Origin of the sequence: Leptospira selangorensis (assembly GCF_004769405.1) — a bacterium.
GTDB classification, from domain to species: domain Bacteria; phylum Spirochaetota; class Leptospiria; order Leptospirales; family Leptospiraceae; genus Leptospira_B; species Leptospira_B selangorensis.
This window is the reverse complement of record NZ_RQES01000018.1, coordinates 178,291-202,796: the sequence shown is the minus strand read 5'-3', so window position 1 is coordinate 202,796 and position 24,506 is coordinate 178,291. Positions and strand designations below refer to the sequence as shown.

The following is a 24,506-nucleotide window of genomic DNA, read 5'->3' as shown; positions in this document are numbered from 1 at the left end:
CTCTTACTCGCCTTTATCGATTTCAATAGCTGCAGGAGTTTCTGGAGTTGCAGCTGGTGCTGCAGCAGGAGCCGCTGGAGCTTCTTCTTTTTTAGAAGCGACCGGATCCTCGTCCATAATGAACTTACCACTTTCGTCGTACTCACCTTGGTATTCCAAAGCAAGTGCTTCTGAATCCAGATCTTCGCTGAAGCGAGGTTGTTCGACAACTCCACCTGTTCCTTCGATTACCGCGTTAGACATGGTTTCAAGGAATAAGGAGATCGCACGGATCGCGTCGTCGTTACCTGGGATTGGATAATCGATCAATTCAGGATCACAGTTAGTATCAACCACTGCGAAAATTTTTAGACCAAGTTTACGAGCTTCTTTTACTGCGATCTCTTCTTTCTTAGGATCGATCACGAAAAGAATTTCAGGAATGCTGGTCATGTCCTTGATCCCGCCCAAAGTTTTGCGGAGTTTGTCTAGCTCTCTACGAAGAGATAAAACTTCTTTTTTAGTTTTTACTTCTTTTTCGAAGGTATTGTCTGTTTCCATTCCCTCTAGTTTTTTCAAACGAGCGATGGATTTTTTAACTGTATTCCAGTTAGTTAAAAGTCCGCCCGGCCAGCGGTTATTGATGAAGAACATACTACAACGGAGTGCTTCTCTTTCGATAGCTCCTCTCGCTTGCTTTTTAGTTCCTACAAATAGGACTTTTTTTCCTTCGGAAGTAATCTTCTTCAACGCGTCATAAGCTTCTTTAGCTTTTTGAACGGTCTTTTGAAGGTCGATGATATGGATCCCGTTTCTTGCTGTGAAGACATAGGGAGCCATTTTCGGATTCCATTTTCTTGTCTGGTGACCGAAGTGAACTCCGGTTTCCAGAAGGTTTTTCATGGAAATTACTGACATGAGTTGTTTACCCCTTTTTTAGTACGAAGAACAATGTCGCCACAAGTCCCAAGAGACTTGCAGGGGTAACTTGTGCTTCGACTTTAATTACGTAAAGTTCCAGCCGAACCGGTTCTTGTAAGAGGTAGACGGAGAGGATATGGACCCCAAAAACGTTGTCGATAATTACTCCGACTACGGCTCCGGCCAAGGTTCCTAATAAGATGGCTAATGCGATTTTGGCCGCTTTTCCGCCGTCCATAGGTCGTTTCGGGCTGGCAGATACCAATTTTTCAGGTCGGACCGAAGGGTCAATCCTTATTAGGCAGGATCATTTCGCAGTTACCTTCGAAGATCACTCCGTCGGCAATTTGCAGCTTTGCAGTCTTGATGTTTCCGTTTACTTTTCCGCTAGGAAGCATTTCTAATCTTTGGGTAGCGATCACATTACCTGTGATCTCTCCACCTACGATTACAGTCCCAGCTTTAATATTAGCTCTGACCTTTGCTCCTTCGCTTACTAATAGAAATCCTTCGGATTCTATTTCTCCCTGGAATTCACCTGAGATTTCCAAAGGTTTTTTGAAGTTCAGAATTCCTGAAAAATGGGTTTCTCTTCCTAATACAGTGGAGATTGTCCCGAATTCGGTTACAGTGCGGCTTGGTTTGGATGCGGTTGCGGCTTTTTTTGACATGATACCAGATTATTTCGTTTTCATCTCGAAAACCCCATCCCAATCTTCAGGTGGAGGATTCGCGATAAATGCTTCGCAGCGTCCTATATATTTTTTAGAAGGCCCGTCGTTCGGAGTGATCTCAACTGCTTTTTTGAATAGTTCCCAAGCTTCCTTGAACTTTCTATTCTTGTACAGTGCGAGACCTTCGTCGTACAATTTAAGAGTTTGTTTAAAAGACTCGGTGACCATTTTAGCTCACTCCTTATAGAGAACGACAACTGCAGTGGAATAATTTTCCGCATGGCTGATGGACACGGAAACACCGCTATAGCCTTTCTCGAGGAACAATTCTTTCGATTTTCCGTGAAGTACCAATTCTTTTTTTCCGAAATCCTTCCCGAAAAGTTCGATTTCTCTCATATCGAGGATCACCTTGTCTCCGGGTTCTATGGCCTTGATGAATGCTTCCTTCACACAAAATCTTCCGCTAAGATGAGGGACAGGATCTTTTCTACCTGAGCAGTAAGCTATCTCAGTTTCTGAAAATACTCTTTTCAGAAATCTTTCTCCATGTTTATCGAGCAAGTCTCTGATCCTAGAATTTTCTACTATATCATTCCCGATGGTGATTTTCATTCTTCCTCAGGCTCCGGCAAAGGTTCTTCCGAACCCGGATCCGAGTTTCCATCTCCCCCATCTTCACTTCCGGTCCCACCTGATCCAATGTCCGGACGGACTCGATATAGGATGGAAATTCGATCCGGGAATACTCCCTGGATCTCTACGGATTTTAAACTAGGCGCTTTTTCCAAACGTACTTTTGCGACCACCGGTTTACCATCCGGAAGGATCTTTTTGGTTTTAGGATCGTATTTATGAGAACATACCACGCTAGCATTTAGACCTTTGATGATCTGGATACTTCTTAACGGAGTTTTGGATTGTAGTTTTACGGAAACTTCCTGTTCCGAAAATTCTGCTTCTAAACTTTTATCCAGGTTTTGGCATTTTACCGGAACACCCAGAACTATACTTTCTCCAGGGGTAGAAGAATCCGCTACGATATTCACTGTTACTGAAACTTCTTTAATATTATCCCTGTATCTTAAACCCGCAGGTAGATCCGGGACCTTAAATTTCTGAGTGAATGTTTTTGTTTTATCTTTCAAAGAGATAGAAGGTAGACTGACTATTCGCCCAACCTTATCAAACTCGGAAGGATTTCCTACAACCACCAGGCTCGTAGGCGAAACGAAATGAGAAGACTTAATATAATCTTTAGGAGGGTCTCCCGCAAGTTTAGGCTCAATTATAAGAGTCCTACTCACATTTGATTCTACTATGATCTTAACTTTTTCTTTTCCAGGGATTTTAGAAATTCTTAAACCTGGAGTCGTGCCCCCAAATCGGACCACGTTTACGATATTCTCCCCAGGATGAAGATCAGCGGGAGAAATATAAGCCTTTAAGGAAGGAGTGTAGAAGTTCACATAGTCTCGAACACCTTCTACCTTAACGGGAAAAGTAGTGTCGGATCCTTTAGCGATGATAAGCCCGCCACTTAATTTAGGATATTCTATCTTTATATTTACTTCTCTTACTAGAATTTTAGAATTTTGTAAATTGATATAGAATAATGTGGCAAGAATGATGGAGCCGAGTTTTGCCTGCCAGTTGTTCAGAAGAGCCTTAATCATGGGACTCCTCTACTTCTTCCGACTCAAACTTTTTGTCAGCATTCGGATTTCCCGGTCCTGCTTTTTTCTCATGGAGGATCGTGTTCAAAAGATTTTTTAATTCGATCGGTTTTACAGGATGGATCATTTCTCCGTCGTGACAGACCGAAATTTCTCCGGTCTCTTCCGAAGTTACAACGATCACTGCGTCCGATTCTTCTGCGATACCGAGCGCCGCTCTATGTCTTGCACCCATTCTTGCATCGTCCAAATTCGTGGCCATCGGTAAGAAAGCACCCGCGCATGCGATCCGGTTCTGTTCTATGATGACTGCTCCGTCATGAAGTGCAGTGTTCTTTTTGAAGATTGTAAGAAGAAGGCTTGTGGAAAGAATTGCATCCAACTGAACCGCTTGCTCTGCGATATCTTTAAGACTATGCTCTCTAACGATCGCGATCAAAGAACCGGTTTTGTTTTTAGCCATGATCTTAGATGCTTCTACAATCTCATCTAGGTCGGTGGCAGTTTTTAAAAGGAAAGGACGAAATAACCTAAGTCTCGCCATATCACCGGTAATCTTACGAAGTTCAGGCTGAAGAAGAACTATAATCGCAAACACAAGTGCCGGGCGGATATTATCGATAATCCAATCCAAAAGTTCAAAATTCAAGGTTTGAGCAAAAATCCCAAGCACCCAAATAAGACCGATCCCCAAAAGAAGTTGAACCCCTCTTGTCCGACGAATGGTGGAATAAAATTGATAAATTAAAAAACTAACGATCAGAATATCCAGGATCATCACGATCCCGAACTTATCACTTTGGAATAAACTGATGTTTTTTAAAAAATCCATTCCTGGAACCTTATAACCCTAATACGGAAAACATATCATAGAGGCCTTTTTCTCTTCCGATCAAAAATTCGGCGGCCTTAACGGAACCGACTGCGAATGTTTTTCTGTCCTGGGCCTTATGAGAAATTTCCACTCTTTCTTCCGGAGTAAAAAAATAGACAGTATGATCTCCGATCACTTCTCCCGCTCTGAGAGTATGGATCGCGATTTCTTTAGGATCTCTTTCCGGTAGAATTCCATGGCGACCATGTACAATATTCGACTCCGTCCTTGACAGAGTCTCCAAAAGGATCGCTTTCAATTTTTCTGCAGTTCCGGAAGGAGCATCTTTTTTATGACGATGATGTATATCTTGTATCTCGATGTCTGCCAGATCTCCCATCACTTTTGCGGCGATCTCAGTCAGTTTAAAAAGAAGATTCACCCCGATGGACATATTAGGAGAATACACGATCGGAATACTTTTAGAAGTTTCTTTTAATAATTCTTTATGAGTTTCTACAAGACCGGTTGTTCCAACCACAACAGGTTTTTTGAATTCCTTACAGACAGCTAAAACGTCTGATAGAACTTCTCTAATAGAAAAATCGATTACAGTATCTGATTCAGAAATGGATTTAGAAAGATCGTCCGAAAACAAAATTTCATTCTGCTTGAGTCCGGAATGTAAACCGGAATCCAAACCTAGATAAACGGAACCCTTACCTACTACCGCAGCGGAAAGTTCCGAAACTTTAGATTGAGAAAGGACTTGGATAATAGCCTTCCCCATTCTTCCAGAAGCACCAATGACTGCGACACGATTCTTGCGGGCCAAATCGAATTCCTTATTTATAACCTTTTGCTAATAGATCGGAAACCGTTTTTTTCAAACGATCTGCTCCGGGACCGGCGCTCAGAGAAGTCATCGGAAGACGGATCTCACCCGAACAGAATCCATGCCAACTCATCACTGCTTTGATCGGGATCGGATTTGTTTCTATAAATGCTAATGCAAATAATTCTATAAAATCATAATGGATCTTTTGAGCCGCAGCCATATCCCCTTTCTGAAAGGACTCCACTAATTTTACCAAACTTTCCGGAAATAGATTCGAGATCACAGACACCACACCTTTTCCACCTAAGGAGAGAAGAGGAAGAGTTAAGTTATCGTCTCCGGAAAGAACAGTCATCTTATCGCCAACCAAAGAGATCAATTTTGACATTTGTCCTAGATCCCCGGTAGCTTCTTTCATAGATCTGATTTTAGGATGTTCTGAAAGTCTAAGAACGGTTTCCGGTAATAAATTTACGGAAGTTCTTCCTGGAATATTATACAACATCACAGGAACAGAAGAATGATCTGCGATCTCTTTAAAATGAAGATACAAACCTTCTTGAGTAGGTTTATTATAATATGGATTCACTTGTAGAATCCCGTCCACTCCATCCTTACAGGCAGCTTCGGTCAGCTCAACAGCTTCTCTAGTAGAGTTGGAACCGGTGCCAGCCACGACCAAAATACGCTTTTTGACATGTTTCACGGTTTCGCGGATCAGTTCCGCGTGTTCTTCATGAGAAAGAGTAGGAGATTCGCCAGTGGTACCGCAAGGCACCACTCCGCTTACCCTTGCTTGGATTTGTTTGTCCAAAAGAGAAAAATAGGAATCATAGTCTATTTTCCCGTTCCGGAATGGGGTAATAATGGCAGTAAATACGCCTTGAAACATAATATATAAATTCCTGATCCCAGGGCGATTTGGCAACCGTTTAATAATGGCTCCGCACCTGGTCCATTCTCCAGCTAAGATAGATCAATACTCCCATTTCCAGGAATCCGGACCAAACGAATGTGGAAGGAATTCCAATCCGATCCGAGAAAAATCCGGATAAAATCCCGGAGAATGCAGGTACCAAAAGAAAGACCAAGCTATAAAGAGAAAGTATCCTTCCCCTGATATGATTTTCAGTATTTTGTTGGATCCCAGCCGGAATCAAAGTAATGATCACTCCGGTCATAAACCCAAATACGAAAAAACAAACCGCAGTGAGCACCAGACTTTCCGCAAGAAAAGGAATGAGTGAGAATAGAAAACAACTGAAAAGCGCCGTTCCGAAAAGAATATGCCCCTTCTTCCTTAAACCATGAAGAAGAAAAGTAGCTCCTCCTCCGATCACAAGCCCGATCCCAAGAGCAGAAAGTAAGGCACCTCTTTCTCCTTCTCCTAATCCAAGGACTTCTTTAGCGTATTTAGGTAGAAGCACCTGGACTGGACCGACTAACAGAACCACTGCACCCATTAATAATAAGAACTGAGAAACTAATGTGGAATTTTTTAAATACTCAACCAGTTCCGAGATCCCGGGTCCTGAAGAAGTTTTACTTCTTTCCCTCATCTGCACCGGGATCAAGACCAAAAAGAAAACACTTAGAATGTAAGCAGAACCTATGCTCATAAAAACATATTTAAAGGAGAAGTATTCCTTAAAATAACCCGCCACCAAAGGAGCAAGGCCATAACCGAAAAGAACAAGAGTGTTTAACCAAACGCTATGTTTTCCTATTTTAGAATGTTCTAATAGATCTCCCAGGATCGCAAATCTTCCGGGCATCACAAAAGAAAGTCCGATCCCGGAAAGAACCGAGGACACAAGAAGAAGATACGGTTTTCCGGGAGAGATCCATTCCAAGTGTAACGCGAGAGCCGCAAATCCGGAACCGCAGGCCATAGAGATTTGTGCCCCTGCAAGAAGCCATTTCCTGGAATATTTATCCAATAATCTTCCCGCAGTGAAACTTAAGAACAGAAGAGGAAAACATACAAAAAAGAATACCCAACCGGAAAATGTATCAGAATTGGAAATACTTTGGGAAAGAATAATGGCGGTATAATTGAACATATTTCCCGCAAGTAGGCCCAAGATAGAAGATAGATAATAAAAAAGAATCACGGAAGAAGATTGATAAAAATCAACTGCCCCGGCAAGCGCAATTCGGTGCCTTGGCGTGGGATAAAAATCGCTCAAATATCGCATTCCTGCTTGTTATTTGGAAGATGAAGTTATGCAAAACAGCTATATTGGTTTCGAGCTTTCTATTTTTCGCATGCGGAGAAGAGCCAAAGGATATCCCGAATTCATTCCTTTTTCCTTTATTACAAAATATTGACTTAACTCCAGGAACAAATCTCGCTCAGGTGAGCTTTGATACATTTACCGCAGATAACCAGCTAATTACTTCCTGCGATGTGGACAATTCTTCCGGACAAGGGATCATTGTAGATCTTCCCGACATTTTCCCTGCTAACTACGTGGTTAAAATCGAAACTGTACCTTCTACCACACCTTTTACATTTCCTGTAGGTGGAGCACTTGATCTATATTTAGGCTCTTCTCATAAACCGGATGATCCTACTAATTGTGTTCTGACCAGAACTTCCAATACCTTCTTTAGATATTCAGCAACTTTATCGACTAACTGCACTGTGATGAACCATACCTTTACTCGGCTAGAAATAGACTGCATCCCTAATTAAAGTTTACATACGGAAATTTTACACCAAAGCCCTTAAGTAGCATATCCCAGAAACGAACAGTGTTTAAGTTTATTTAGACTGCCATCCGGTCACCTGTTTTAGGGATATCCAAGTATATTATAAAAATTTAATTATATATCAAACATTAAATTCTAACAGTGTTCAGTGAGAGGTCACTCACTGTAATATTACGTATGTTCAATATAGACAAAATTATTTATAAGCATAATATAATTGAAAATTGACTTCGATATTCCAATATCCATGCTTTGACTCGAAGAGAATATAGAAATCTCCTTCAATAGAGAGTGGAGTTAATTTAAAAATGAACATTCGAAACTTTTGGAAAATCCTAAGCGGGACTTTCCTAATCGTGGGAGCTTCTACGCTTTCGGCACAAAGCCAAGCGCAAATGTTTTCCAGACCCGGAGTAATTGGTGACTCCTTAAGCCAGGGTTTTTATGGCGCAACTGTAGAAGAGAAAACTCAGAACTGGGCTTACCCTGTTTTAGTTTCCAAACAAGCCGGTTCCAACGTTTCGTATAACGTGTTAAAAGGACCATACTTAAATTTTGAAGACGTGCTCAAAGGTGATTGTGGGGTATTCTGCATCGCTGCTTCCATCATCGGTGGAAACGGATCTACTGTTGGACTTCCAACACATGCAGGGATCACCGGAGCGGATTACACTACCGTTTTACAAACTTCCGGTCAGTGTGAGAATATTAATGCAACTACTTGGGCCAAACAATGGTATTGGGAAACTTGGTACTGGTATACTTATCGCTGGATACAAGTTCCAGATTGCCAATCTCCGGATAAATTCCATCAATTCGGTTTAAGAAGTTCCGGAACTCAAATGCAAGTGATGCAAGCAGTTAAACCTAGCTTCCTTTTCGGAACTGCGGCTGCGAACCATGTTCTTTGTACTGCATTGAGCACTTCTACAGATTGTTTAGACCAAGCTAGATTTTTGAGAGATATTCGTTCCACAATGTCTAAAATGGCTGCGATCGGATCTATCAAAGGTGGGGTTCTATTCACTGTTCCGAATGTGACTTCTATTGCATTTTTGGAAAATTATAATGATCCTCAAGGAAGAGTAAACTATTCAGGCTTAAAAGCGTTCTTCCGTTCTTCAGTTTCAGATCCTTCTCAAGTTTTGGACAAAAATGAAGTAGCTACGATCACGAACTTCTTAACTTCCATAAACAATGAAGTGAAGGCTCAGGCTGTTGCTATGGGATTTGCATTAGCCGATCTTAAAGTTCTTTTTGACGACTTAAAAGAGAATGGACGTTTGATCAAAAGTCCTTCCGGATACAGCCCAGGTTATGCAAAAGCGAACTGGCCTCTTCCTGGCCAACCTGGTATTTTTGGCTTGGACGGAGTGCATCCGAATATGTATGGTCATTCCGTTTTCGCAAACGAGCTGATCAAAGCGATCAATTCCAAATACGGTTATTCTATTCCGCAAGTAAGCGAATACACCGCTTGGTACTACGATTCCTTAAATCGTAATCCGGTTGACTTGAAAAAATTCCTGACAGATACTTTGTTCGGGCAGTTTATTTCTTGGGTCATCGGAATTTTCGTATAAGAGTCTTTGGCTCTTTGAAGCTCGAGACAAAATGTTTATCAATTCCCGCTTATACGGCGGGAATTGTCTAAATTCGATTTTCTAATTTCAATTTCCTTATTATCATCATGCAATTCTTTCGTTCTTATTGGCCCTGGATCTCAGGCGCAGTTATTCTAATTATTTGTATTTTATTCATATTTTGGCCGGAAAGAAAAACTTCTGTTCCCAGCTTAGGGGAAGAAGCTTCCGAAATTGCAAATCGTAAATATGGTAACGGCGGCACTCTGGAATTTCCGGATGCTCCTCACCCTTTTGAAGAAGATCCTGACTTGGAAGGTCCAGCTAAAAGACTTTGGCCAACAGCTTTTAAAGAAAAGAAATCAGAGGAAGAAAGAGAAAAGATCAGAGAAGAATGGATCGATTTTGCTGCAAGATACCCTAAAAATATCTATATTCCAAGTGAATTCCGTTCTCAACTTACATCTGAAGATGAGAAAAAAGCAAGAGATCAATTAGATAAGGTTACTTCTGCAGAATCTAAATTTGCATTATCCAGGAATGAAGGAAAATACGCTCAACCTGGATCAGTTCCAACACGTCCAAGCGATCCGAATGTAACTCCGGAAGAACAGAAAGCTTACTTCTCCTATAAAATTTCCGAATTAGAATCCAGAATACAATTGGTCCAGTACGCGATCCAACAAGGCCGAATGGATACTTCTCAAATCCCTCAAGCAAATTCTGATATCGCTTCTTGGCAAAAGGAATTATTACAGTTAAGACAGGCTTCCGAATCGGTGCCTAGATAATGTTTATGAAGTTTAAAGTATATTCTGTTTTTATGATATTAAGATATATTCTAATATCTGTGACATGCAGCGCCATGGTTTTTGGTTTGACATTAGCATGTTTTGGTCCTCCTCGACCCGACCTTCTACCTGAAATCCAGGAAGAAGAAGTCCCAAGCCTAGAACAAGTAGTATCCGATCTCAAAAGCCAAAATCCGAGAACAAGAGCCCAAGCAATCTTGGAGTTAGCCTCCAGAAACGAAAGAAAGTTCATCCCTATTGCTCGAGAATGGATGAGATCATCGGAAGAAATTACAAAAGGCCCGGCAATCTTAGCATTAGGGATCTGGAAAGACAGGACTTCTCTTCCTGAAATTTTAAACTTTTTACATCCTAAATCGGGAATTGATATAGGAACAGTTCTGGAAGCCATCGCAAGAATGGAAGATCCTCAGGCTGGAAATCGAGTAGCAAATCTTTTGAACCAAGAAGATTCGAATATTAGATTATTAGCTGTGGATACTTTGGTCAGAATCAATGCAAGACAATCCGGAAAAATTATATTAGCCTCCGCAAAGTCCAATAAAGATCCGGATAAAGCCAAAACATTCGCCATGGCATTAGGAAAATTGAATGTTATTGAAGCCGAAGATTACCTTATAGATCTATCTTCTCATTCGGAGCCTGGACCCACTTTGGCGGCAACCTACTTGGCTTTAGGAAAGATCAGAAGTAAAAAATCCATTTCACTTTTAGTAAAAGCACTACAGGCGGATTTTGATAAAGGAAGAGAAAATTCCACCATCGCTCTTGTAGATATCAAAGATCCAAAAATTTTACCTTTGGTCCTTCCTATTTTAGAAAACCAAGACAAAGAAATTCGGTATAGAGCAGCAGACGTTTTAATAGGAGTTCCAGATCCCGGATTTTCGATCAGAATTTTAGAAGTTTTAACCAAAGGTAAAACTTTAGCAAAAGCACCCGCTTCTCATGTTTTAGGTCGTATTAAATTTTCAAAAGCAAGAGAAGAAATAGAGAAAACATTATTAGATCCTAATATTCCGGACAGGGAGATTATAGCTCAATCCTTAGGATATTTAGGTGATAAAAAAAGTATCCCAGTACTTGTTAAAGTCCTACAAGAAGATCAAACAGAGGCAAGATACGGAGCCGTTTGGGCGCTGGGTGCCATAGGCTCGGAGGAAGGACTTCCTTATGTTGAAGAAGCTTGCAAGTCTAAAGATCAAAAATTGGCTAAGATCGCATCCGAAAGTTTAGGAATGATAGCTTCTCCTAAATCTATTTCTCTTTTAGATAGAAAAACGGAGGATTTTCCGGATTTAGCTCCGATCACTCTCGCAGCAATCACCTCAATTCCCGGAGAAGAGTCCCGCAAAATTTTGGAAAAATATGCCGAGAGCGAAAATATCAATCTACACCAAGTGGCAGTTTCTCAATTAGGAGCCAAAAAAGATCCAGCGAGTGTTCCCGTTTTGATCAAACTATTGCAAGAAAATTCCACTTCTCGAAATAGAAAGCTCATCGTTTCCGCATTAAGATCGGTGACCGGACTGAAGTTCGCTTCCAAAAATGAATGGGTGAATTGGTATATCGTAAATTTTTCTAAAAAACATCCGTAAGTTTTAGAAGGATTGGATGATTGGGATCGATCACTAAGGCTCTTTCTGCGAATTTTTTGGCTTCTTCCGATTGGTTTAAGTTTTTATAAATATCCGCTAAGTTGATCAGGTTATTTAGATAACTTTTATCCAATGTATAGGCGATCTTTCCGAAATATTCCGCCTTTTGAAAATCCTTATTCAATTTACTGGAATAAGACGCGTAATACTGGGATTCCAATCTGTTCGGATTTAAATTCGCAGCTCTTTCAAAAGATTTGGAAGCGGAAGAAAAATCTCTTAGCTTCAAATAAGATTTTCCTAGTAGAATGAAAAATTCCTCTCTATCGGAGAAAATCGTTTTGTATTCGTTTAGATAATCGATAAGAGGAGAATAAGACTTCTTCTTATAAAGAACTTTCGCCTGTTCTAATACTTCATTCAGAGTAATTTCGTTTTTTAGCTGAGGATCTACGAGGAATTCTAATCTTAAAAGAGTGAAATCGTCCGTCAATTCCCCAAATTCCAAAGTTTTCTCGTATATCCCCTTTAGATCTCCGTTCGATTCTTCTACGGTTCTTAAAAATTTGGTCTCGTCTTCGTTTACGATCCTTCCTCTATCATCGTTTCCTATCAACACATCGTCTTTACCGTCCGATCCCAATATTAGTACATCATACTTTTTTAATTGAAAAAATTTGACGAAGAAGTTCTCCTCATTCCCGGGAATACCTATCTTACGTAAAGTCAGTTCATTCTCCAAAAATCCTGCAGATCCATCTCTATACAATACAGGCCAAGGATGTTCTGCGTTGATATAATAAAGCGCCCCGGTTCTTTCGTTCAATAAACCGATCACTACGGAAATATACATAGATCCGTCAAAAGATTCGAAAATACCTTGGAGTTCCAAAAAGGACTCCCTTAACCAAGATTCAGGAGTTTTAGAATATCCACCGTTACGATTGGTCCTGGTTAATAAGGATTGGAAAACGGTTCCCATCACGAGCGCCCCGCCCGCACCTTGGATGGATTTTCCCATTGCGTCTCCGTTAACGAATACTGTGTATTTTTCTCCTTGGATGGAAATATTTCCGGAGATGCTAATATCTCCTCCAATTTCATAATGTTTCTCTTTGAACAAAATTGCCTTTTTTTGTTTAGAAAAGAAATCTATCTTCAAAGAAGGGCTGGCAGTATTATTCGTAAACAATGGACGAATTAGCAGAGAAGTTAAAAAATAATCTCCATCCTGCTGGGTTTTCAGTTTGTTCACATTCGCCAGGGATTCGTTTAACTCTTGGGTCCTTTCCTCTACTTTTTGTTCCAGATGTTCATTCAATTCTTCTACTTGTTCGTTCAATCTTACGAATTTATTAGCAAGGATAGTGGCAATACTTATAATAAAGAAGAAGAATGCGTATCCCACGGTCCTAGGAAAAACAAACAAGTTCCGATTGGACATAGTGTCCAAAATTGTGGACAAGGCCACAACCGAAACTCCGATCAAGATGAGTAATGCATCCCTATCTTTTGTCCTGATCTTATGGATCAAATAATAAAAGATCAGGACCATATAAGCGGCCCAACCCAACTGCACCGCGGAACTATTTAGCTTATTATATAAAATTACATTATTCGAAAGAATATAGAATATTATAAAAATTCCGTAAATCGCATCCAATACATTGATAAATTTACCTCTCGGAAATTTAAAATAAGATCGGATAAAATTCGCAAATATAGGGATAAGGGCGGTCAGAATAATATATTCTGTTTTTTTCATGTACAAAAACGGAATTCCCAGCTCATATTTGATCTGGTTCCTAAGAAATTGATAGATCACTAGAAAGATGGTAAATAATCCGAAATACAGGTTTTCGGTATCCGTCCTTCTTCTCATGAATAAAAATAGAAAATACCCTCCTACCGTAAGATAGATCATCAATAGTGCTATCTTGGTATATTCCGCCCTATAGTAATCCCCTCTTATAAGAAGTGTATCTCCTATTTCGGTCCGGTCTTGTTCAATTCCTGCTTCCGGATGAAAATATTTTTTCACTTCTATAACCAGTATATTCTCTTTGCCGTTTCGGATAAGCCCGGGAGGAATAGAGTATATTCTAATTTTATCATATGCTTGGGGTTCAGACGAATTCATGTCCCCGGTCTCTCCGATCAGTTTCCCGTTTAGATAGGTTTTGTCCTTATCCGTCAAGGTTCCCAACCGAACTGAGATCCCCGCTGCCTTCCAAGTTTCAGGAGCGATAAACTTCTTAATTAAATAAACCTTATGAATCGATTCCTCGGACACCCTATAAACTCCGGGAGCCTTGTATGGATTTGTTTTGGTTTCGGGAACTTCTCCGCTTAAATAGGAAAGAGAGAATTGTTTTGGATCTAAAGCCTCTTCCGTGATTTCCCAAGTGTGGGTATCTGCGGAATTCAGGCTGACAATCGAATCAAATGACGAAATCTTTTGGATCTCTTCCGTGAAAAGTAGGTTGGGAAAAAGTAGAATAGATATGAGGACGATTGCGGAACGAATCTGCATCGGGTTTTCCTTGGATTGAAAATTGGATTTCGAATCTACATGTTCTTTGATTTGGCGGGGCCTAAAGAACGATGTTCGGGATTTTCGGATGCGAGCTTTTCGTTTTTCAACTTGCGAACGTTAGCTTAAGGATCCGATTTTATACAATTCCCACAAGTACATTTTTGAAAGATAGATTACAACTCTGTGTCTAATAGTTCGCCCGAAAAATCCCAAAAAAATTTTTGAAGATCTTCCGAGCGAAAAGTTTTATATATCTTATCCGTAGATAGAAATAAAATAAAGAACAACAGCAATCAAAGGAGGAAGTCCTTGGATAATTGCGGCTCTTGCCATTGCAGGTTTAGAAACTAATAATACAAGCCCGGCCCCGAAAACAGAAAGACAAGAGAATGCTAAGATCGCAGGGGCATGACATGAATGTATCTCGAAAAAGATGGCTCCATACAATGCGCCGATCGCGAGAAACAAATTATAAAATCCTTGGTTTAAAAAGACTCCCTTCATCGCTTCCGCTAATTTTGTATCTGTGACTCCGAATCTTCTGTGAATACGAGGGCGCATCCATAATACACTTTCCATTATGAAGATCCAGACATGTAATAAACCTACGATAGCTGCTAAAATTCTTACTGCTAATATCATTCCCATTCTCTCCCAGGATATAAACCCCGGGGAGTTTTAATTCAGTATTCTTTTTTGTAAAGAGGTATTTGTTATCAGTAACCTTATAGGAAGTCTCGATATTATATATACCCAACACGAGATCACAGGCTAAAACTTATAAGCTAATTTTTTCTAAATTTATAAGTTTGGACATTTTTTAATATTGAAATTTCCTTTAACTGAATCTAAATACAATGTCGATTCATGCCGTTTTGGCAAATAATAAGGAGAAAAGATGCTAACAGGGAAAAGAGTTTTGATCTGTGTATTATTTTTCCCCATAGGTTTATTTGCTAAATCCATAGAAGTGATAGAGATCTTCTCACAATCCCCACCTGAAAATTTAAGTCCTAAGATAGAATATAGATATTTAGAGAATAAATTCCAACACTGCAAACCAGAGACACTTCTTTCCTTGGACTCAATGGAGTGGCACCAGAACACAAGCGAGGTAGTTCGAGTCCCTCGGAATAATTCGGGAAATTGGCTCAGATTCAGGATCGTCAACTTAAGCAAACATCCTGTTATCAGGACCTTATCCCTATATTGGTTGAATCTACCGGAAGCTGAACTATGCTCCATTGATTCAAAAGGGAAATATGAAGTATTTTATTCCGGAAATGAAACTTCTACTTTATTCGGTTTCCGCTCTTTACTTCCTCATTTTACGATCCAACTCTCCCCACAAGAAGAAAAGACTTATTATTTATTTATCCAGACAAACGAAAACATTCAATATCCGATCAGTCTTTTATCCGAATCCGACTATGAATCACAGATCCATATCAGGTCAGCGATACTTTCTTTCGGATGTTTAGCATTAATTGTCTCCTTATTATTTTGCGGATATTATTATCTCAAAACGAAACGAAAACTATTTATAACATTACCTATCCTTTTTATTTCTATCTCACTCACGATCTACTTCCTGCATGGAAAAGAATTTTCTTCCATCTTCAAATCTGATCATTCTATTTTGAGACACAGTTTTTTTTTATTCTTGGGAATGACACACCTCTCTTTCTTCTTATATCTTGCTTCTTGGTCGATCGAAGAAGAAGGAACAACCCACAGATCGCCTTTTTTCGGGATCTCCGGCCTTTTAGGTTTATTTTATCCTCTAATAGTTTCTTTTGATTTTTGGTATGAAAATCGGATTTGGATATTGATCATAAATTACGGAGTGATGATCCACTACTTCTACAAAATACATTCTTCTCTTTTTGTATTTAGATCATATAGTGAGATTTGTTATATCGGGTCTTGGGCCGTATTTTTTCTATTCAGTGTTTTTAAAACAGTATTCCAGTTCGAATTTTATCCATACAATTGGCTTTCAGCATACGGGATCATCTTCTATATTCCTATATTTTTCATCGTATCTTCATTTTTGGCCAGAAAAGTTACTAATAAATGGGCGGTTGAAAAAATTCTACTGAAACGTTCTCATCTGACTTCCGTAGACGTAAATGCCTGCATAGAAAATCTAATGAGACTTTTAAAAAGAGAAAGGATCTATCTAAAACAATCCTTAAAGGAAGAGGATGTAGCAAAAGAAATAGGCATCACCGTCCACCAACTTTCCGAGATCATAAATACGGAATTTAAAACCAGTTTTCCTTCCTTATTAAACCAATACAGGGTAGAAGAAGCCAAGTTTTTACTGATCGAAAACCCGAATGAAACAACCTCTCATATCGCAAAACTTGCCGGTTTTAGTTCTCGTTCCTCATTTTATCTGGAATTTAAAAAAGCAACCGGTAGCAATCCGAATAATTTCAGAAAAACCAATCCTTTTTATTAAAAGTGGCAAATAACGTAACCGACGTAATCTTGTCCATTAATTATCCATGATTTAAGAAAAAATGTTTTACATTTTCATCTTTACAAAGTTATACAAATTCAATGCAATTGGTCCTGCATAAAGAAAATTTAAAGTTCTAATTTCAGAGCCACTCTATATGCAAAATATTTAAAACACGCTCTGTTTTAATAATGGCATTCAGATTAAACCTACATAATCCAATTTTAATCGTAGAGGACCAAGCAGAAACTCGAGATCTTATCGCAAGACTAGCCAGGAGTTTCGGGGTAGATGCGGACACAGCCCCGGATGGACAAGCCGGCTACGAGATGGCGGAGTCCAAGGAATATTCCCTGTATTTAGTGGATCTGGAAATGCCAGTCATGAACGGATTCGATTTTATAAAAAAGATAAAAGAAAAAAAGCCCGAGTCCTTATTCATCGTAATTTCTGGAAATGATGTCCCGGAAATCATCATCAAAGTGATGAAATTAGGTATATTCGATTATATTATCAAACCGATCGACAGAGAAAGATTATACCAAGTGCTGGATAGGATTTCAGAATTTATACGATTAAAAGAAAGTGAAAGGATACTAATACAGGAAAACGAAGAACGTCTTAAGGCCCAGCTGAACTGGATCCTATACAAACAATCCTGGCTTACCGATCTGGAAAAAAATATAGATCTTTCCAAGAGCACACTCAATAATTTAAAACAAAGTTTTTTTAGCGGAGGAGGCTTTGGGGCAATTGTAAGTATAGTAGAAATACTCCAAGCAAGCGCTAAAAAAGATAATTCATCTTATAATTTTTCTTCCGATGTAGTCGAATTACTTTTTGAGAATATTTATTACACGAAAAAAGGGCTTCGTTCTCTCGAAAAAAGTTTAGAGATACTTAATAAAAACTTCCAAAATTCTTTCCAAAAAACGAATAGCGAGCAGATACACGATCTATTAGAAAGATCCAGATTAAAATTAGAGAATTCTAACCAACAATATAAGAAAAAAAAGAATGTAATAATTCCTCAGATTTCACTTCCTACGAATGGATATGATATAGATGCGGATCCGGATTCGCTCGGTCGGATATTTACGGAACTATTGATCAATGCTTTAAAATATTCCTCCAATAATTCGGTCATAAACATATATATCTCCATTTCAGGGGGATACTTGAATATCAATCTGAAAAACGAATTCGATCCACAATCTATCCCAGGTATCCCTAAAAACAAAGAACTGCTGGTCAAACAACCATTCTACAGACTTGCCGGCTTTGTGGATGAAAATTTGGAAGAAGAGGAATATTTTACCGGTTTAGGATTGACGATTGTGGACTTCGTAATAAAAAAACATGGCGGGATTTTCTCAATACATAATGTTATCGATCATACTCTCGGAGAAAAACCTGTAGAAGTAGTACTCGCCACAGTTTCCTTGCCTATCCTAGATTAATGTTCGAAACTTCAAATCTGATCCAATATTTAAAAGCTGCCACGATCGCTCAACTGGGCTTTCTGATCTTAAACTTTCTAATCCGAGTAAAACTAAACACTCGTAGCATACTCGGAAGTTTGTTCACTTCTTCTCTTATCGCTTATTTTATCTGTCCATGGTTAGACCATTCTACAAATATATTCTTTCTGATCCTTGTACATACAGGTTGTTTTTCAGTTTCCATTCTTTTCTATCTATTCGTATCGAGCCTATTCGAAGATGGATTCAAACTGAAAGTATGGCATGGAATACTATTTTTTTCTCTGAATATATTCTGCTTTTATGTTTTCCTCGTCTCAGATATCCGAAACCAGACTTCCGTTTTTTCTAATATACTATTCAGCATGCCTCAGGTATTCTATCTTGGACTGATCTTACTTACCTTAGGAAAAGTTTTAAAAGATAAGAATATAGATTTATTAGAATCCAGAAGAGAATTCAGGGTTATCTTCTCCTGGGTAACAGGTCTTTATAGCATGTCAGTCGTATTGATGGAAGTGATCACCAAGGACGCAGGGTATTCAGCTCAATTAGATCTGATCAATTCTTCTTTCATATTTATATTGGTATTTTTTATTTCATTTCGGATTTTCCAATTCAGAGAGAATGTATTCCCAAATGGAGAAATACAAGAGGAAGAAACAACCGAAGAACCTTTAGACGAGGGGTTAGTCAAAAGACTAGAGTCTCTCTTAAAAAACCAAAAGATATTTCTACAAGAAAACCTGACCATTTTAGCTTTGGCCAAACAGTTAAATGTCCCGGAGAAGAAGGTACGTAAGCTCATAAATAAAGGGCTGGGATACAGAAACTTCAACGAATTCCTGAATTATTACAGAATACAGGAGGCAAAGTTACTACTCTCAGATCCGAGCAAAAACGATTTCCAGGTGCTTAGAGTCGCAATGGATTTAGGCTACGGTTCCCTTGCCCCGTTTAATAGAGCCTTTAAAGAAATAGTAGGAATGACCCCCAGCGATTTCAGAAAACAAAACAATTCCGCAAAATAGCCGATCGAATCCGGAATCGATCAGATATTGTCCGAAATCCATCGGATTCATTTCTGAAAAAATGTTTCAATGATCCATCAAATCCTACACAGGAGCAAAGGATCGAACATGTGCTTTCACAAACAATTATTTCAATACATGATGGATTTGGTTCCCCAAATCCCAATCATATTCCTAATAGATTTTATAAGATACTTTCTATTCGCGGGTATCGCGTTTTTGGTCTTCTATATTTGGAAACATCCTTTTCAGTACAGGAAGATCCAAGAGAAGAAAGCTAAACCTTCTCAATTTAGGAAAGAATTTTTATATTCCGTTTCTTCCGTAATCGTTTACACCTCTGTAACTCTGATCGTATTTCTGTTTAGAAAATACGGTTACTTTAAGTTTTACGAACGTATTGAGGATTATGGTTGGGGATACCTGATCGTAAGCACGGTGCTGATCTTAGGCATCCAAGATTTTTATTTTTACTGGACTCATAGATTAATGCATACTCGTTTCTTTTATAAAAGAGTCCATAAGCTGCACCATGATTCCACCACACCTTCTCCCTGGACCGCATACTCTTTCAGTCCTTGGGAGGCATTGATCCATTCTCTGATCATGCCGATCGTTGCTTTACTATTTCCTGTCCATCCTCTGGCTTTGATGATCTTTATGACATTCCAGATCGTACGAAATGTTTTAGGTCATAGCGGTTACGAAATTTTTCCGAACTGGATGGGCACGAATAAAGTCCTAAAACTGGTGAATTCAAATACGAACCATGATATGCACCATCAAAGTTTCCGATATAATTACGGACTTTATACGACTGTTTGGGATTATCTATTCGGAACAGTTCATCCGGAGTATGAAAAAACTTTTGCAGAGATAACTTCTAAAAAACCGGAACAAAAAAGAAAAGAACTACAGGAAAGTATCTGAACGAAATAAACTATTCTATAGATCGATTCGTATCTGAAACCGGATGCGAATAGATCTATAGAATTTCAGGCAATGTATATAAAGGAGAAAATCCTCCTCCGGGAGTCCTGAAATTTGTAGTCTGTCCTTGGTACAAGCGGCTGGCTAAAAGTAAGATCTCATCATTATAAATATAAGTCCTTATATCCATTTTTAACTCTCTTTCTTCTCCGGAAATAGATGTGACTCTAATAGAAGGAGGGATATATTCTTGACTTATATACTCCCCATTTACGATTTCAGAAAACTTATTCTTAGTAAGTTTTCCTCCATAATAGACCGCCTTACTGCCGAAACCTTCTTTAGGTTTAAAGAAGATACTTTTTCGACTTTCCCATAGATCGCTCGCATTCGCCGAGCTTACAATTTTGGTAACCGGAATAGCAGATCTTAAGATTTCCGAATCCTGTTTATTAAGACCTGCATTTATAAGAAAATCATTATCCGAAAGAACGTTCAAATTCGTTTTCCGAGCGTATAAGTCATAGTCGATTGGGTTAGGAGTGACGATTACTTTTCCACTCTTCCAGGCTTGAAAAATTTTCAAATTCGGATCTTCGGATAAATGAAAATCGGTCAATCTATTATATATTAAATCGATCCTCTTTCCTTCGAAATAGAGTTCTTCTCCTATCAATTCTATCTGATCCGGATCTAAAATTTCAGAGTGAATTCCTTTGGATCTAAATAGATCTCTAAATAGTAAAAATTCAGGATATAAGAATTGGTTGGAAGGACTTTCGTCCACGATAGCGATAAAGTCAGGTCGTCCTATTCGTCCGTTGGAGCTCCATTCATCAAGAAAGATAGAATAGAATCTTTCCTCTAAAGTTCGGAGAACTTCCACATTAGGCATAGCAATATCAACGACCTTACAGCATCTGATCTGGGCTTCTAAAAGTTTTAATTGTAAATAAGCCCCGCCCGCGTTCGTATTAATCTCGATGAGTTTGGGACCTTCTTTCGTATAATGAAAATCTAAACTAAGAAAAACTCCCCCGGTAGTATTCCCTGCCCTTTCCCTGGGATCATAATCCGACAAAATTCTATCTCTGACCTCGGGTAAACGTAAAGCGTCCCGGATAGAAGTCAGAATTTGCTCGATCCTATTTTTATCAGAAATATTGATAAAGGAGGGTGTTTCGGAATAAAAATGAGCTTCTTCACTCAGACGTTCTTTATTCAAAGTAGAACAAGAACATTTTTCATTTAATATTTCTGCTAAGTTAGTTTCCATTCCATTATCCGCTATACAACCTTAGACATGATCCATTACAAAAAGAAGTTCCCTCGCAATCGTTTCACATGTTTCCAGGTATTTTTCTATAACTTGAGGAGTGTCGTCAAATTCCTTGGGATCTGAATATGGAAGACTGATCCTCGCCCCTGCTCCGGGAACAAAAGGACAAGCCTCATCTGCAGAAGAGCAGACCATCACTGCTATAAATTTCCCTCTAGGATTTGCGGAATCTGAATAAAGTTTTGAATATGCAGCGATAGGGAGGAAATTTTCTTTATAAGAGACCCTGTATCTAGGATTATTTTCCGCTTCTTCTTCCTTCTCTATTTTGAACCCGATCTTTACAAGTGCTTGAACTGAGTTCGGATGAAAAGAAGTTACTTCCGTTCCTCCTGAATAAGACCCGATCCCGGAAAGTCCGAGATACTCTGCACAGACAAACGCAAACATTTGTGCAACTTGGCTACGACGAGAGTTATGAGTGCAGACAAATATCATTTCAAAATAATTCTGATCTAATTTTAATTTTCGAATCTCATTCGCGAAGTGGAGTAATATTTCCTTTCTTTCCTCCGAAATGAAAGACGATTCGTTTTCTCTTTTCTCTAAAAAAACTTTAATTGGATCGAAAAGGGAATTCATACTGCTCCTCTCTTCAGATAGAATTTCTGTTTGAATATTTTCGCGATCTCTACCAAAAAAACAAGGACTGGAATTTCCACAAGAGGCCCCACGATCCCTACAAACGCCTGTCCGGATGCGATCCCAAAAGTCCCAATCGCGACAGCGATCGCTAATTCGAAGTTATTTCCCGCAGCAGTAAAAGAAACCGCTACATTCCTTGGATAATCCGCTTTTATTAGAAGTCCTAGTCCGAAACTGAAAAAGAACATTAAAATAAAGTAAATCAGTAAAGGAGCTGATATTTTGAGAACATCTAAAGGAATATTGATAAGCGAGTCTCCTTTCAAACTGAATATGAATACGATCGTCAAAAGTAAAAAGATCAGTGTGATCGGAGAAATAGACGGCAATAATTTTTGAGTCGTCCATTCTTCTCCCTTAAAACGAAGGCTTAAGGTTCGTATTCCCCAACCGAGTAAAAACGGAATTCCTAAGTAGATCAAGACACTATATGCGATGTCCCAATAACTCACATGTATAGAAGAGTTCGTAAATCCTAAAGTCCCTGGAAGGATGCTTACAAATAAATACGCCAAAACTCCGTAAAAAAGAAGCTGAAAGATACTATTTAAGGCGACAAGACCGGCAGCGACCTCTCTATCTCCGTCCGCAAGATCGTTCCATACTAAAACCATCGCAATACAACGTGCGATTCCGATCAGTATTAATCCGATTCGATATTCCTGGTTTTCCGGAAAGAAAAGGAACGCCAACCCGAACATCAATAATGGGCCGACCACCCAATTTAAAAGTAGAGAATATAAGACCAGGTCTATCCGTCCGAACGCCCTAGGAATCCTCGTGAAATTCACCTTAGCCAAAGGAGGAACCATCATAAAAATAAGTCCGATAGCGATCGGAAGATTTGTCCCTCCGAACTCCGAACTTCTAATCCAATCAACAAAACCGGGAGACCAAATAGAGAAAGAGACCCCTATCCCCATAGCGATAAAGATCCAGACGGTTAGAAACTTATCTAAAAAAGATAATCTTTTTTCGGAAATGACATGAGAAGACATTAATCGTTTAATCGCAATATTGCGATTAATGTCAAGCGGTTTTAGCAGGAATTTCCGCTTTCGGGGATCTGAGAAAGAAAAGGAGCAAAATATCCTCCGATCTCCTCCCAAGTTTTTTTATTAATACAATAACAGATGGACGGACCGTCTATGGTTCCTTGTAAAATACCCACGTCTTTTAGCGCTTTTAGGTGTTGTGAGATCGTGGCCTGAGCAAGCCCTAGTTCGTCGACCAAGTCACCACAGATACAGGCTTTTCTTTTGAGAATGGACTCCAAGATCGCAATACGAGCCGGATGCCCGAGGGCTTTTGCATAAGAGGCAATCTTATTCTGCCGCTTATTAAATAGCTCTGTTTTGGTAATTCCCATAGATTGGATGTGGAATTAAGTTATGATAATTTCAATTCAAATTTTAAGCTATGGATTTGAATCCAGAAAACTAATCCACTCCCCTAACAAACAGTCGATTTCAATCACAGATATATTAAGTCACACAGGCTTCTTCTTCAATTGTTCTGTTTTTTTCCTTGACATTTACAAGCCCAAAAACCCTGGTGTAAGAAGCGTTGGTGTTCTGCTCTTATAGCGGAACTTAAAAGGGAACCCGGTGATGATTCCGGGACTGCCCCGCAGCGGTATTCGAGAACGAAATTCACATTCTGCACTGGATCGCGCGATCTGGGAAGCAGTGAAAATTAGGAAAAGGAAGATTCTTCCCAAGCTCGTAAGTCCGAAGACCTGCCAAAGCCCTTCATCCTAGAGAAAACGGATGTGGGTTTACCGGAACCTCGAGGGAGGGTTGGATGGTGGTTCGCGTTTCCTGTCCGTTTACGCCCTCCTCTCTTTCCAAACCCCCTCAAGGCTTCGATTTTCGACTCGCGAGGTGAGAGTTTGGAGCTTAAATATCCTATTTCCTTTTTATGTGGCCTGATTTGCGGGAATTTTTTCCATAAATCGCCTACGAATCATATATTACCTATTTCATATATAAGGTTTTTCTTATGAATAGAGAAAGCCTTGACCATCATTCCGTCAAACTCGAGCCGGGACTTGTTATTGAAACAAGACAGATCGAAATGGTCTTCCCTGAAGTTACCAATCATTATGGAACATTATTCGCTGGAGACGCATTGTCTTTTATGGCGAAAAGTGCATTCATCGCTGCTTCTAGATATTCTCGAAAAAAAGTCGTCGCTGCCAAAAGTGAACAAGTGGATTTTCGTGTTCCGGTCCGGCAAGGAAATCTGATCGAACTAATCTCAAGAGTGGTGTCCGTAGGAAATTCTTCAATGACAATAGAAGTAGAACTCTATGCTGAGGATTTTCTTAGCGGAGAACGCTATTTAGGTACGAAAGGAAAGTTCGTGATGGTCGCTTTAGGAGAAGATGGCCGCCCAACGAAAGTCCCTACCTTAATCCAAAAAGAAATAAATACATTATAGATAAATAATAAAAGGAATCGAACTA

25 protein-coding genes and 1 riboswitch are annotated in these 24,506 nt (G+C 39.3%); of the genes, 9 read left to right on the top strand and 16 right to left on the bottom strand.

What is annotated here, in order from left to right; all coding sequences use genetic code 11:
• Positions 1–3: 3 nt before the first annotated feature.
• From rpsB to EHO58_RS13330, 10 genes are read right to left on the bottom strand one after another with little or no spacing between them, the layout of a single operon-like run.
• The gene (rpsB, locus tag EHO58_RS13375; RefSeq protein ID WP_135625987.1) at positions 4–897 is read right to left on the bottom strand and encodes a 30S ribosomal protein S2; all 894 of its coding nucleotides are present in this window, start codon (positions 895–897) and stop codon (positions 4–6) included.
• A gap of 7 nt (positions 898–904) precedes the next feature.
• Positions 905–1,165, bottom strand: coding sequence for a hypothetical protein (locus tag EHO58_RS13370; protein WP_199775842.1), 261 nt, complete (start codon positions 1,163–1,165; stop codon positions 905–907).
• 22 nt (positions 1,166–1,187) lie between these two features.
• The gene (locus tag EHO58_RS13365; RefSeq protein WP_100709399.1) at positions 1,188–1,571 is read right to left on the bottom strand and encodes a bactofilin family protein; all 384 of its coding nucleotides are present in this window, start codon (positions 1,569–1,571) and stop codon (positions 1,188–1,190) included.
• Positions 1,572–1,580: 9 nt separating this feature from the next.
• Positions 1,581–1,802, bottom strand: coding sequence for a tetratricopeptide repeat protein (locus tag EHO58_RS13360; RefSeq protein WP_008592471.1), 222 nt, complete (start codon positions 1,800–1,802; stop codon positions 1,581–1,583).
• 6 nt (positions 1,803–1,808) lie between these two features.
• Positions 1,809–2,189, bottom strand: a complete 381-nt coding sequence (gene acpS, locus EHO58_RS13355; RefSeq protein ID WP_086446726.1) for a holo-ACP synthase — start codon at positions 2,187–2,189, stop codon at positions 1,809–1,811.
• Positions 2,186–3,250, bottom strand: coding sequence for a YbbR-like domain-containing protein (locus EHO58_RS13350; RefSeq protein ID WP_135625986.1), 1,065 nt, complete (start codon positions 3,248–3,250; stop codon positions 2,186–2,188). The genes acpS and EHO58_RS13350 overlap by 4 nt, the downstream gene beginning before the upstream one ends.
• Entirely contained in the window at positions 3,243–4,082 is an 840-nt protein-coding gene (gene cdaA / locus EHO58_RS13345; protein ID WP_135625985.1) for a diadenylate cyclase CdaA, read from the bottom strand. Before cdaA ends, EHO58_RS13350 begins: the two co-directional genes overlap by 8 nt.
• Positions 4,083–4,092: 10 nt before the next feature.
• Positions 4,093–4,899 (bottom strand): 4-hydroxy-tetrahydrodipicolinate reductase, encoded by an 807-nt coding sequence (gene dapB / locus EHO58_RS13340; RefSeq protein WP_135625984.1) that lies wholly within the window; start codon positions 4,897–4,899, stop codon positions 4,093–4,095.
• Positions 4,900–4,909: 10 nt separating this feature from the next.
• Positions 4,910–5,794 carry a 4-hydroxy-tetrahydrodipicolinate synthase gene (dapA, locus tag EHO58_RS13335; protein ID WP_135625983.1) on the bottom strand — a complete coding sequence of 295 codons (885 nt, stop codon included), beginning with the start codon at positions 5,792–5,794 and terminating at the stop codon, positions 4,910–4,912.
• A 40-nt stretch (positions 5,795–5,834) separates the two neighbouring features.
• The gene (locus EHO58_RS13330; protein ID WP_135680482.1) at positions 5,835–7,016 is read right to left on the bottom strand and encodes an MFS transporter; all 1,182 of its coding nucleotides are present in this window, start codon (positions 7,014–7,016) and stop codon (positions 5,835–5,837) included.
• A gap of 104 nt (positions 7,017–7,120) precedes the next feature.
• On the opposite strand from EHO58_RS13330, the gene EHO58_RS13325 reads away from it, so the two are divergent.
• The 4 genes from EHO58_RS13325 to EHO58_RS13310 all read left to right on the top strand — a co-directional run bounded on the left by EHO58_RS13325 (position 7,121) and on the right by EHO58_RS13310 (position 11,610).
• Positions 7,121–7,600: a hypothetical protein gene (locus EHO58_RS13325; protein ID WP_135680269.1), complete on the top strand. Its 480-nt coding sequence runs from the start codon at positions 7,121–7,123 to the stop codon at positions 7,598–7,600.
• Positions 7,601–7,925: 325 nt separating this feature from the next.
• Complete coding sequence (locus EHO58_RS13320; protein WP_135680268.1) at positions 7,926–9,200, top strand: hypothetical protein; 1,275 nt, start codon at positions 7,926–7,928, stop codon at positions 9,198–9,200.
• Between the two features lie 107 nt (positions 9,201–9,307).
• A complete protein-coding gene (locus EHO58_RS13315) occupies positions 9,308–9,991 on the top strand; it encodes a hypothetical protein (RefSeq protein ID WP_135680267.1) in 684 nt (227 codons plus the stop codon).
• The gene (locus EHO58_RS13310) at positions 9,988–11,610 is read left to right on the top strand and encodes a HEAT repeat domain-containing protein (protein WP_135680266.1); all 1,623 of its coding nucleotides are present in this window, start codon (positions 9,988–9,990) and stop codon (positions 11,608–11,610) included. Before EHO58_RS13315 ends, EHO58_RS13310 begins: the two co-directional genes overlap by 4 nt.
• On the opposite strand, the gene EHO58_RS13305 is transcribed toward EHO58_RS13310, so the two are convergent.
• Positions 11,594–14,143 carry a SpoIIE family protein phosphatase gene (locus EHO58_RS13305; RefSeq protein ID WP_135680265.1) on the bottom strand — a complete coding sequence of 850 codons (2,550 nt, stop codon included), beginning with the start codon at positions 14,141–14,143 and terminating at the stop codon, positions 11,594–11,596. The two genes, EHO58_RS13310 and EHO58_RS13305, sit on opposite strands and share 17 nt — an antisense overlap.
• A 258-nt stretch (positions 14,144–14,401) precedes the next feature.
• Complete coding sequence (locus EHO58_RS13300; RefSeq protein WP_135625977.1) at positions 14,402–14,788, bottom strand: DUF1304 domain-containing protein; 387 nt, start codon at positions 14,786–14,788, stop codon at positions 14,402–14,404.
• Between the two features lie 256 nt (positions 14,789–15,044).
• Between EHO58_RS13300 and EHO58_RS13295 the strand changes: the two genes are divergently transcribed.
• The 4 genes from EHO58_RS13295 to EHO58_RS13280 all read left to right on the top strand — a co-directional run bounded on the left by EHO58_RS13295 (position 15,045) and on the right by EHO58_RS13280 (position 20,055).
• Positions 15,045–16,613 (top strand): helix-turn-helix domain-containing protein, encoded by a 1,569-nt coding sequence (locus EHO58_RS13295; RefSeq protein ID WP_135680264.1) that lies wholly within the window; start codon positions 15,045–15,047, stop codon positions 16,611–16,613.
• Between the two features lie 191 nt (positions 16,614–16,804).
• A complete protein-coding gene (locus tag EHO58_RS13290; RefSeq protein WP_135680263.1) occupies positions 16,805–18,073 on the top strand; it encodes an ATP-binding response regulator in 1,269 nt (422 codons plus the stop codon).
• Positions 18,073–19,125: a helix-turn-helix domain-containing protein gene (locus EHO58_RS13285; RefSeq protein ID WP_135680262.1), complete on the top strand. Its 1,053-nt coding sequence runs from the start codon at positions 18,073–18,075 to the stop codon at positions 19,123–19,125. The genes EHO58_RS13290 and EHO58_RS13285 overlap by 1 nt, the downstream gene beginning before the upstream one ends.
• Before the next feature lie 108 nt (positions 19,126–19,233).
• A complete protein-coding gene (locus EHO58_RS13280; protein WP_135680261.1) occupies positions 19,234–20,055 on the top strand; it encodes a sterol desaturase family protein in 822 nt (273 codons plus the stop codon).
• A gap of 55 nt (positions 20,056–20,110) precedes the next feature.
• Here EHO58_RS13280 and EHO58_RS13275 read toward each other — a convergent pair whose 3' ends face one another.
• From EHO58_RS13275 to EHO58_RS13260, 4 genes are read right to left on the bottom strand one after another with little or no spacing between them, the layout of a single operon-like run.
• Positions 20,111–21,331 (bottom strand): circularly permuted ATPgrasp domain protein, encoded by a 1,221-nt coding sequence (locus EHO58_RS13275; RefSeq protein ID WP_135680260.1) that lies wholly within the window; start codon positions 21,329–21,331, stop codon positions 20,111–20,113.
• 21 nt (positions 21,332–21,352) lie between these two features.
• The gene (locus EHO58_RS13270) at positions 21,353–21,976 is read right to left on the bottom strand and encodes a low molecular weight phosphatase family protein (RefSeq protein WP_135680259.1); all 624 of its coding nucleotides are present in this window, start codon (positions 21,974–21,976) and stop codon (positions 21,353–21,355) included.
• Positions 21,973–23,037: an ACR3 family arsenite efflux transporter gene (gene arsB / locus EHO58_RS13265; RefSeq protein ID WP_135680258.1), complete on the bottom strand. Its 1,065-nt coding sequence runs from the start codon at positions 23,035–23,037 to the stop codon at positions 21,973–21,975. The genes EHO58_RS13270 and arsB overlap by 4 nt, the downstream gene beginning before the upstream one ends.
• A 41-nt stretch (positions 23,038–23,078) precedes the next feature.
• Positions 23,079–23,408 (bottom strand): ArsR/SmtB family transcription factor, encoded by a 330-nt coding sequence (locus tag EHO58_RS13260; RefSeq protein ID WP_135625969.1) that lies wholly within the window; start codon positions 23,406–23,408, stop codon positions 23,079–23,081.
• A gap of 181 nt (positions 23,409–23,589) precedes the next feature.
• Positions 23,590–23,799: riboswitch (cobalamin riboswitch) on the top strand.
• A 241-nt stretch (positions 23,800–24,040) separates the two neighbouring features.
• Here EHO58_RS13260 and EHO58_RS13255 point away from each other — a divergent pair.
• Positions 24,041–24,481 (top strand): acyl-CoA thioesterase, encoded by a 441-nt coding sequence (locus EHO58_RS13255; protein WP_135625968.1) that lies wholly within the window; start codon positions 24,041–24,043, stop codon positions 24,479–24,481.
• The last annotated feature ends 25 nt before the right edge of the window (positions 24,482–24,506 follow it).